Genomic DNA, 10,685 nt, shown 5'->3' with positions numbered 1-10,685 from the left:
TCGAGGAACCGGTCAACGCGATCGTCGACGCGGTCAAGACGACCCTCGACAAGTGCCCGCCGGAGCTGTCCGGCGACATCATGGACCGGGGAATCGTTCTGACCGGCGGCGGGGCCCTGCTGCGCGGTCTGGACGAGCGGCTGCGCCGCGAGACCGGCATGCCGATCCACATCGCCGAGGACCCGCTGGACAGCGTGGCGCTCGGCTCCGGCAAGTGCGTCGAGGAGTTCGAGGCGCTGCAGCAGGTGCTGGACGCCCAGCCGCGCAGATGAGGTAACTCTTCGATTCCGCCGTACGAGATGATCTCCTCTCGTACGGCGGATCGTTGATATAGAGGCATAAGCTCCCACAAATGGGCCCCTTGGGTTTGCGTTTCGCCATTTCGCGGCTTCGGGGGGCCACCCGATTCCTAGAGGGAAGGGCACGGCCGCCGCACGTGAGGGACACGAAAGAGAGCCGGCTGCTCCTGGTGCTGCTGATCGCCATCGCGTTCGCGCTGATCACAGTGGACATCCGGGGCGGGAAGAACTCCCCGGTGGACGGTGCCCGGCAGGCCGCCGCCACCGTCTTCGGCCCGATCGAGAACGGCGTGTCGTCGGCGGTGGATCCCGTCGGCAACGCGGTCTCCGCGATCCGCGACTCCGGCGAGCGCCACGACCGCCTCGCCGCGCTGGAGAAGGAGAACGCGGCCCTCAAGGCGAAACTCGGCAGCGACGACCGCAACCGCAGCCGCCTGGGCCAGCTCGACCGGATGCTGAAGCTCGCGGGCGACGGCCAGTACGGCATCAAGGGCGCCGAGGTCATCGCCATAGGGGCTGCCCAGGGCTTCTCCTGGACCATCACCATCGACGTCGGCGCGGCCGACGGCATCAAGCGCGACATGACCGTCCTCAACGCCGACGGACTGGTCGGCCGTGTCACCACCGTGGGCCCCGACTCCTCCACCGTGCTGCTCGCCAACGACCCGGACTTCACCGTCGGCACCCGCATGGAGGGCAGCGACGAACTCGGCTTCGCCTCCGGCCAGGGCGACCGCCCGCTGCGCGTCCAGCTCCTCAACGGCAAGGCGGACGTGAAGAAGGGCGACCGGCTCGTCACCTTCGGCTCCGAGGCCGACAAGCCCTTCGTGCCCGGCGTCCCGGTCGGCGTCGTCTCCCGCGTCGACCCCTCCGGCGGCGACCTGACCCGCACGGTCTACGTCACGCCCTTCGTCGGCTTCACCAAGCTCGACATCGTCGGAGTCGTCGTCCAGGCCCCCAAGAAGGACCCGCGCGACGAGGTGCTGCCACCCAAGCCCAAGCCGACCCCGACGCCCACGGTGACCGTGACGGTCACTCCGTCCGCCGACGCCACCGCCACCGGCCGGCCGCAGCAGTAGGAGCTCGAAGTCCCCATGCGTCTCAACCGGATCCTGCTGTCCACCACGCTGGTCGTCGTCGCCCTCGTCATCCAGGTCAGCGTGCTCTCCCGGCTCCACCTGCCCGGTGCCGTCCCCGACCTGCTGCTGCTCACCGTCCTCGGCCTCGCCATGGTCTACGGCCATGTCGGCGGCTGCCTCGTCGGCTTCGGCGCCGGACTGCTCGCCGACCTCGCCCCGCCCGCCGACCACGCCGCCGGCCGCTACGCCCTCGTGCTGTGCGTCATCGGCTACCTCGCCGGACTCATCAAGCCCGAGACCGGCCAGGTCAAGTCGGCCACCGGCCCGATGGCCGTGGTGGTCGCCGCCGCCATCGGCTCCACCCTGCTCTACGCGGGCGTCGGCGCCCTCGTCGGCGACACCGCCGCCCGCCATGTCGGCCTGCCCGGACTGCTGATCAGCGCCGCCGTGTACGACCTGCTGCTCGCGCCCTTCGTGGTCCCCGGGATCATGGCCCTGGCCCGGCGGGCGGAGAACGACCCGCTCGCCGAGACCGGCTCCGCCGCGAAGAAGGCCGACATCTCCTCCGGCTGGCTCTCCTCCGGCACCGGTCTGCGCATCGGCGGACAGCGCGGCGCGCTCGGCGGCCTGAAGGTGAAGGCCGCCCGCTCCCGCACCGCCCGCGCCGGACGCATCAAGGGGGTCAAGCGGCTGTGAGGGCACGGGGGCAAGCGGCCGCGGCCGGACAGGGGCAAGCGGCCCCAGGGACGGGGAAGTTCACCCGAACGGGGAAGCCTGGCCGGAACGGGGGCTCACAGGCCCGTCGTTCATCATTCGTACGCGCACACACGTCCGCACACTGAGAGGGGGAGGCAGCACCCGTGACCAACATCCCCGAGACCGGCCGGACCCCACGGGTCCAGACCCGGCTCGTCGTCATCCAGATCCTCGTCCTCTCCCTGCTCGGCACCCTCGGCGGCCGACTGTGGTACCTCCAGATCCGCAACGGCGCGGAGTACCAGAAGGAGGCCTCCGGCAACCACGTCCAGCAGGTCGTCCAGCCCGCCGTGCGCGGCTCGATCCTCGACGCGCGCGGAGTGCCCCTCGCGGACAACGAGACACGGCTCGTCGTCTCCGCCTCCCGCACCGATCTGCTCAAGCAGAAGGACGACGGCAAGGCCGTCCTCACCAAGCTCGCCGGCGTCCTCGGCCTCGATCCCCAGGACGTCATGCAGAAGGTGCGGCTGTGCGACGCCAAGACCCCGCAGCCCTGCTGGAACGGCTCGCCGTACCAGCCCATCCCCATCACCGACGAGGCCACCCCCCGCCAGGCCCTGCAGATCCGCGAGCGCGCCGAGGACTTCCCCGGCATCACCGCCGAACCCGAGGCCGTCCGGCGCTACGCGAGCCCCGGCAAGTCCAACACCGCCCAGGTCCTCGGCTATCTCTCCCCGGTCACCGACGACGAGATCCAGCAGGCCAAGAACACCGACTCGCCCTTCCTGCGCTCCGACATGGTCGGCCGCTCCGGCCTGGAGCGGCAGTACGACAAGGAGCTGCGCGGCAAGGCCGGCGTCACCCGCTACGAGGTGGACAACCTCGGCCGCGTCATCGGCAAGGCCAAGTCGGACGCCGCCGAACCCGGCTCCAACCTCGTCACCAGCATCGACGCCCGCGTCCAGCGGGTCGCCGAGTACGAACTGGACAAGGCCATGAAGGCCGCCCGCCAGCAGTTCGACAAGATCACCGGCGAGAACTACAAGGCCGACTCCGGCGCCGTGGTCGTGATGGAGGCCAAGACCGGCCGCATCGTCGCCATGGCCTCCGCCCCGACCTACGACCCCAACGTCTGGGTCGGCGGCATCTCCGCCAAGGACTACAAGGCGCTCACCGGCAAGGACTCCGACTACCCGCTGCTCAATCGCGCCATACAGGGTCAGTCCGCGCCCGGCTCGACCTTCAAGGTGGTCTCCACGGCCGCCGCCGTCCAGGCCGGCTACGACTTCAACGGCAACTACCCCTGCACCAGCTCCTACTCGGTCGGCGGCCAGGTCTTCAAGAACTTCGAGGGCGAGAACTTCGGCCCCATCTCCCTGGGCCGCGCCCTGGAGGTCTCCTGCGACACCGTCTTCTACGGCCTCGCGGACAGCGAGTGGAAGAAGGACGGGGGCATCAACCCCAAGAAGGGCCAGCCCAAGGACTACTTCTTCAAGACCGCCCACCAGTTCGGCCTCGGCAAGGAGACCGGCGTCGACCTGCCGGGCGAGGTCACCGGCCGCGTCCCGGACCGCCAGTGGAAGCAGGACTACTGGAAGGCCAACAAGGACGCCTGGTGCAAGTCCGGCAAGAAGAACGGCAGTTACGTCGAGAAGATCGCCTATGAGAACTGCCTCGAGGGCAACAAGATGCGCGAGGGCGACGAGATCAACTACTCCATCGGCCAGGGCGACACCCTCGTCACGCCGATCCAGGAGGCCGTCATCTACGGCGCGATCTCCAACGGCGGCACCATGTACACCCCGACCATCGGCAAGGCGGTCGTCAGCGCCGACGGCAAGCACGTCACCGAGATCAAGCCCAAGTCGCACGGCAAGCTGCCCATCACCAAGGCCACCCGCAACATGATGGACGAGGCCCTCGCCGGCGTCGCCACCCGCGGTACCGCCGCGTGGAAGTTCGGCGGCTGGCCCCAGGACAAGATCCCGCTGCACGCCAAGACCGGTACGGCGGAGGTCTACGGCAAGCAGACCACCTCCTGGCTCGCCACCTACACCAAGGACTACTCGGTCATCATGACCATCGCCCAGGCCGGTACGGGCTCGGGCGCCTCCGGTGAGGCCGTGCGCAACATCTACAGCGCCATGTACGGCGTCCAGGCCGACGGCTCCATCGACAACAAGAAGGCCCTGCTGCCCACCCCCACCAAGAGCCTGCCCAAGATCCAGGCGGACGGCTCGATCAGCGCCCCGAAGATCACCGGCGACCCCGCCAAGGACCAGGAGAAGGTCGCCCAGCAGGTCAACCAGCAGGGCGACACCAACCAGGGCGGCAACCAGACACCCGCCGCCACCAGTCCCACACCCACCACGGGCAACCGCAACACCCGCAGGCGCCGCCGCGGCACGCGAGGCCGGAGGACCACCGCATGACCGGCGCGAACAGCTTCTCCGTCTCCGGGTACGGACCGCGCCGCGCCGGCTGGACCCGGCTCCTGGCCCGCGACTCCATGGCCCGCCGGCTGGACTGGCCGATGCTGCTGTCGGCGCTCGCCCTGTCGGGCATCGGCTGCGCCCTGGTCTTCTCGGCCACCCGCAACCGCACCGAGATCAACCAGGGCGACCCGTACTACTTCCTGCTCCGGCACCTGATGAACACCGGCATCGGGCTCGCCCTGATGATCGGCACCATCTGGCTCGGCCACCGCGCCCTGCGCAACGCCGTGCCGATCCTCTACGGCGTCTCCCTGTTCGGCGTGCTGCTGGTGCTCACCCCGCTGGGCGCCACCATCAACGGCAGCCGCAACTGGATCGTGCTCGGCGGCGGCTTCTCCCTCCAGCCCTCCGAGTTCGTCAAGATCTCGATCATCCTGGGCATGGCCATGCTGCTGGCCACCCGCGTCGACGCCGGCGACCGGACGTACCCCGACCACCGCACGGTCCTGCAGGCGCTCGGGCTGGCCGCCGTACCCATCCTGATCGTGCTGCTCATGCCCGACCTCGGCACGGTCCTGGTGCTGCTGACCATCATCCTGGGCGTCCTGCTCGCCTCCGGGGCCTCCAACCGCTGGGTCTTCGGCCTGATCGCCGTCGGCGTCGTCGGCTGCCTCGCCGTCTGGCAGCTGCACATCCTGGACCAGTACCAGATCAACCGCTTCGCCGCGTTCGCCAACCCCAGCCTCGACCCGGCGGGCGTCGGCTACAACACCAACCAGGCCCGCATCGCCATCGGCTCCGGCGGCCTGACCGGCGCGGGCCTCTTCCACGGCTCCCAGACCACCGGCCAGTTCGTGCCCGAGCAGCAGACCGACTTCGTCTTCACGGTGGCGGGGGAGGAGCTCGGCTTCGTCGGCGCCGGGCTGATCATCCTGCTGCTCGGCGTCGTGCTGTGGCGCGCCTGCCGCATCGCCCGCGAGACGACCGAGCTGTACGGCACGATCGTGGCCGCCGGAATCGTCGCCTGGTTCGCCTTCCAGGCCTTCGAGAACATCGGCATGACCCTCGGCATCATGCCGGTCACCGGCCTGCCCCTGCCGTTCGTGTCCTACGGCGGTTCCTCGATGTTCGTGGTCTGGGTGGCGGTGGGCCTGCTCCAGTCGATCCGGGTGCAGCGGCCCATGTCGGCGTGAAACCCCGGCCGGAGGCCGGGGTCCGGAGACGGAGGGTCCGGGACCTCGGGCCCCTGCCGTATCGCCGCCGGGGCCGTTAAATTCGGGTCATGGCGGCCATCCAGCGCGAGATCGAGCGGAAGTACGAGTCCGACGCCGGCTCCCTTCCCGAACTGACCGGCGCCGCCGGGATCGCCGCCGTCCTCGACAAGGGCGTCGCCGAACTCGACGCCGTCTACTACGACACCGCCGACGAGCGTCTGGCCGCCGCCGGACTCACCCTGCGCCGCCGCACCGGCGGCACGGACGCCGGCTGGCACCTGAAGCTCCCCATCGCGCCCGGAGTCCGGGACGAGGTCCGGGCACCCCTGTCCGACACTGTTCCCGACGAGATCGCCGCCCTGGTCCGCGCCCGGGTCCGCTCCGCCCGGCTGGTCCCCGTGGTCCGGCTGCGTTCGGTGCGCGACGTACGCCATCTGCTCGACGCGGACGGCGGGCTGCTGGCCGAGGCCAGCGCCGACACCGTCACCGCCGAACGGCTCAACCGGGCCGGCGGAACCGCCCGGTGGACCGAGATCGAGGTGGAACTGGCCGACGGAGGCGACCCCGCCTTCCTGGACGCGGTGGAGAAGCGGCTGCGGGAGTCGGGCGTGCGGCCGTCGAAGTCGCCGTCCAAGCTCGCCCGGGCGCTGGAGGAGACCGGCGGCACCCACCGCAGGGCCGGCCGGCGGGCCAGGCCCGTCACCGCGGGCGACCACGTCCTCGCCTATCTGCGCGAGCAGCGCGAGGTCCTGCTCGACTGCGACCCGGCCGTGCGCCGGGACCTGCCGGACTCCGTCCACCGGATGCGGGTGGCGACCCGCCGTATGCGCAGCACCCTGCGTTCCTTCGGCGCCGTCCTCGACCGCGCGGTCACCGACCCGCTCGCCGCCGAGCTGAAGTGGCTGGCGGGCGAGCTGGGCGCCGACCGCGACCAGGAGGTCCTGGCCGAGCGGCTCACCACCGCCCTCGCCGCACTCCCGCCCGCACTGGTCCTCGGCCCCGTGCCCGAGCGGCTGTCCGCCTGGGCCGAGGCCCGGCACGGCAGCACCCGCGGCCACCTCATCGCCGTACTCGACTCCGGCCGGCACATGGCCCTGCTCGACACCCTGGACGCCCTCCTGGCCGACCCCCCGCTGCGCGAGAAGGCCGCCGCCGAGCCGGAGAAGGTGCTCGCCCGGGCCGTGCGCGAGGACCGCGAGAAGGTCGCCCGCCTGATCGACGCGGCGCTCAGCCTGCCGCCCGGCCACGAGCGTGACCTCGCCCTGCACGAGGCCCGCAAGAAGGCCAAGCGCACCCGCTACGCGGCCGAGGCCGCCGCCCCCGCCCTGGGCGCCCCCGCCCGCTCCCTGGCCGGATCCATGAAGTCGCTGACCGCCCTGCTCGGCGACCACCAGGACAGCGTCATGGCCCGCCGCACCCTGCGCGAGCTGTCCGCGGTGGCGCATGCGGCGGGGGAGGACACCTTCACCTACGGGCTGCTGTACGGCGGGCAGGAACAGCGGGCGGCTCGGGCGGAGGCCCGGCTGCCGGAGCTCCGGAAGCGGGCGTACGGATCGGGCCGTGGGGCGGGTTAGGCTTGATGGTCAGCCCTGTCAGCTCATGAAGGTTCGCGAGATGCCTGTCGAGTCGGTTTTCCCGCAGCTCGAAGCTCTGCTCCCGCACGTGCAGAAGCCGATCCAGTACGTCGGCGGTGAGCTCAACTCCACCGTCAAGGACTGGGACGAGTGCGACGTCCGCTGGGCGCTCATGTACCCGGACGCCTACGAGGTCGGGCTGCCCAACCAGGGCGTCATGATCCTCTACGAGGTGCTCAACGAGCGGGAGGGCGTCCTCGCCGAGCGCACCTACAGCGTGTGGCCGGACCTGGAGGCGCTGATGCGGGAGCACGGCGTCCCGCAGTTCACCGTGGACAGCCACCGCCCCGTGCGGGCCTTCGACGTCTTCGGCCTGTCCTTCTCCACCGAGCTCGGCTACACCAACATGCTCACCGCCCTCGACCTGGCGGGCATCCCGCTGGAGTCGCGGGACCGCACGGACGAGGACCCGATCGTGCTGGCCGGCGGCCACGCCGCCTTCAACCCCGAGCCGATCGCCGACTTCATCGACGCCGCCGTCATCGGCGACGGCGAGCAGGCCGTGCTGGACATGACCCGGATCATCCGCGAGTGGAAGGCCGAGGGCCGCCCCGGCGGCCGCCAGGAGGTCCTCTTCCGCCTGGCCAGGACCGGCGGGGTGTACGTCCCGGGCTTCTACGACGTCGAGTACCTCCCCGACGGCCGCATCGCCCGCGTGGTGCCCAACAGGTCGGGCGTGCCGTGGCGCGTGTCCAAGCACACCGTCATGGACCTGGACGAGTGGCCGTACCCCAAGCAGCCCCTGGTGCCGCTGGCGGAGACGGTCCACGAGCGCATGTCGGTGGAGATCTTCCGCGGCTGCACCCGCGGCTGCCGCTTCTGCCAGGCCGGCATGATCACCCGCCCGGTCCGCGAGCGTTCGATCACCGGCATCGGCGAGATGGTCGACAAGGGCCTGAAGGCCACCGGCTTCGAGGAGGTGGGCCTGCTCTCCCTCTCCTCCGCGGACCACAGCGAGATCGGCGACATCGCCAAGGGCCTCGCCGACCGCTACGAGGAAGACAAGATCGGCCTCTCCCTCCCCTCCACGCGCGTCGACGCCTTCAACGTCGACCTGGCCAACGAGCTGACCCGCAACGGCCGCCGCTCCGGCCTGACCTTCGCGCCCGAGGGCGGCTCCGAGCGCATGCGCAAGGTCATCAACAAGATGGTCTCCGAGGACGACCTGATCCGCACGGTCGCCACGGCGTACGGCAACGGCTGGCGCCAGGTGAAGCTGTACTTCATGTGCGGCCTGCCCACCGAGACCGACGAGGACGTCCTGCAGATCGCCGACATGGCGACCCACGTGATCGCCAAGGGCCGCGAGGTCTCCGGCTCCAACGACATCCGCTGCACGGTCTCCATCGGCGGCTTCGTCCCCAAGCCCCACACCCCCTTCCAGTGGGCCCCGCAGCTCTCCGCGGAGGAGACGGACGCCCGCCTGGAGAAGCTGCGCGACAAGATCCGCGGCGACAAGAAGTACGGCCGCTCGATCGGCTTCCGCTACCACGACGGCAAGCCGGGCATCGTCGAGGGCCTGCTCTCCCGCGGCGACCGCCGGGTCGGCGCCATCATCCGCGCCGTCTACGACGACGGCGGCCGCTTCGACGGCTGGCGCGAGCACTTCTCCTACGACCGATGGATGTCCTGCGCCGACAAGGCGCTGGCCCCCTTCGGCGTGGACGTCGACTGGTACACCACCCGCGAGCGCTCCTACGAGGAGGTCCTGCCCTGGGACCACCTCGACTCCGGTCTCGACAAGGACTGGCTGTGGGAGGACTGGCAGGACGCCCTCGACGAGACCGAGGTCGAGGACTGCCGCTGGACCCCCTGCTTCGACTGCGGCGTCTGCCCCGCCATGGACACCAACATCCAGATCGGCCCGACCGGCAAGAAGCTGCTGCCGCTGACCGTGAAGCAGCCGGCCGGCACCGGGCACACCCACTGAGCCGAAGCGGCCCGTACTCTGGGTAGGAGCAGGACCGCTCTCACGAAGGACTGAACGACACTGGGCAAGCGACAGCCCGAAGGCCCGCCGCCCGCACCCGCGGTGCAGCGCATCCGACTGCGTTACACCAAGCGCGGCCGCCTCCGGTTCACCAGCCACCGTGACTTCCAGCGCGCCTTCGAGCGTGCGCTGCGCCGCGCCGAGGTGCCCATGGCGTACTCGGCGGGGTTCACCCCGCACCCGAAGGTGTCCTACGCCAATGCCGCACCCACCGGCACGGGCAGTGAGGCGGAGTACCTGGAGATCGCGCTCACCGCGCCCCGCGACCCGGAGCGTCTGCGCGTACTCCTCGACGAGTCGCTGCCCACCGGGCTCGACGTCGTCGAGGCGGTCGAGGCCCGTACGCCCGGACTCGCCGACCGGCTCACCGCCTCCGTGTGGGAGCTGCGGCTGGCCGGCGTCGACCCGGCCGAGGCCGAACGCGCGGTCGCGGCCTTCAACGGCGCCGGTGGCGTCGAGGTCCAGCGCCTGACCAAGAACGGCATGCGCACCTTCGACGCCCGCCCCGCGGTGGCGTCCCTGGAGAGCGCTGACGCGCACGGTTCGGCGGCTGATGGGCCGACCGACCAGCCCTGTGCGATACTGCGGCTGGTTGTTCGGCACGTGACGCCTGCCGTACGACCCGACGACGTCCTGTCCGGTCTTCGCGCCGTGGCCGACCTGGCGCCGCCGGTCCCCGTAGCGGTGACCAGGCTGGCGCAGGGGCTTTTCGATGCGGAGACCGGCACGGTGACCGACCCGCTCGCGCCCGACCGCGAGGCAGCAGCGACCGAGCCGCACCCGGCCGACGCGACTGCCGCCGCGACGGCGCCCGCGTAGGGAAGGTCCGCCGCAGGGACGGACGTCGAAGCGCAGCCCTCGTACTCGGGAGCCACCTGGGTCGGGCAGCGCACCCACCACAAGACTTTCGCCAGGCCGTACGCGACAAGGCGCACGGAACCGGCGAGACAGGACACAGAGAGCTCCCGTGCGGCGCCCGCGCCCCGGACGGCGGCCGACGCGCACCGCGCGGCCGCGGACGTCAACGGCGTCCGATCGATGCGATCGGGCACCGGTCCAGGCGCGGCGCCCGGGAGCCTGACGGGAGATACGCCCGCATGCTCGAGCCGACCGAACCCACTGAGGGTTCCGAAGAACTGAACACCCCCAGCGACACCCTGCCGCCGCGTCGCCGGCGCAGGGCCGCCTCGCGTCCGGCGGGCCCGCCCGCCGCCACCGAGACGCCCGCCGAGATCACCGCGCCGGCCATACCGCCCGCGGACGCCGCCGAGCTCGCCGACGAGCCGGAGGCAGTGGAGGACACCGAGGCGGAGGAGACCGCCGGGGCCGGTGAGGCCG

The 10,685-nt window shown here is 71.2% G+C and carries 9 protein-coding genes; all 9 read left to right on the top strand.

Annotated features, from left to right (window positions below; genetic code table 11):
* A partial coding sequence (locus tag IE249_RS37430; RefSeq protein ID WP_229858598.1) for a rod shape-determining protein occupies positions 1-272 on the top strand: 272 nt, incomplete at its 5' end.
* 164 nt (positions 273-436) lie between these two features.
* Complete coding sequence (gene mreC, locus IE249_RS16045) at positions 437-1,378, top strand: rod shape-determining protein MreC (protein WP_189705514.1); 942 nt, start codon at positions 437-439, stop codon at positions 1,376-1,378.
* A gap of 15 nt (positions 1,379-1,393) precedes the next feature.
* Entirely contained in the window at positions 1,394-2,074 is a 681-nt protein-coding gene (gene mreD, locus IE249_RS16040; protein WP_189705513.1) for a rod shape-determining protein MreD, read from the top strand.
* A gap of 164 nt (positions 2,075-2,238) precedes the next feature.
* On the top strand, positions 2,239-4,506 hold the full coding sequence (gene mrdA / locus IE249_RS16035; RefSeq protein ID WP_189705512.1) for a penicillin-binding protein 2: 2,268 nt from the start codon (positions 2,239-2,241) through the stop codon (positions 4,504-4,506).
* Complete coding sequence (rodA, locus tag IE249_RS16030; protein ID WP_189705511.1) at positions 4,503-5,702, top strand: rod shape-determining protein RodA; 1,200 nt, start codon at positions 4,503-4,505, stop codon at positions 5,700-5,702. Before mrdA ends, rodA begins: the two co-directional genes overlap by 4 nt.
* Positions 5,703-5,791: 89 nt before the next feature.
* Positions 5,792-7,297 (top strand): CYTH and CHAD domain-containing protein, encoded by a 1,506-nt coding sequence (locus IE249_RS16025; RefSeq protein ID WP_189705510.1) that lies wholly within the window; start codon positions 5,792-5,794, stop codon positions 7,295-7,297.
* Positions 7,298-7,337: 40 nt separating this feature from the next.
* The gene (locus IE249_RS16020) at positions 7,338-9,287 is read left to right on the top strand and encodes a TIGR03960 family B12-binding radical SAM protein (protein WP_189705509.1); all 1,950 of its coding nucleotides are present in this window, start codon (positions 7,338-7,340) and stop codon (positions 9,285-9,287) included.
* Between the two features lie 102 nt (positions 9,288-9,389).
* Complete coding sequence (locus IE249_RS16015; RefSeq protein ID WP_189705508.1) at positions 9,390-10,166, top strand: TIGR03936 family radical SAM-associated protein; 777 nt, start codon at positions 9,390-9,392, stop codon at positions 10,164-10,166.
* 278 nt (positions 10,167-10,444) lie between these two features.
* A partial coding sequence (locus IE249_RS16010; protein ID WP_189705507.1) for a hypothetical protein occupies positions 10,445-10,685 on the top strand: 241 nt, incomplete at its 3' end.

The organism is Streptomyces anandii JCM 4720 (genome assembly GCF_014650655.1).
GTDB classification, from domain to species: domain Bacteria; phylum Actinomycetota; class Actinomycetes; order Streptomycetales; family Streptomycetaceae; genus Streptomyces; species Streptomyces anandii.
This window is presented reverse-complemented; position numbering and strand designations above follow the sequence as displayed.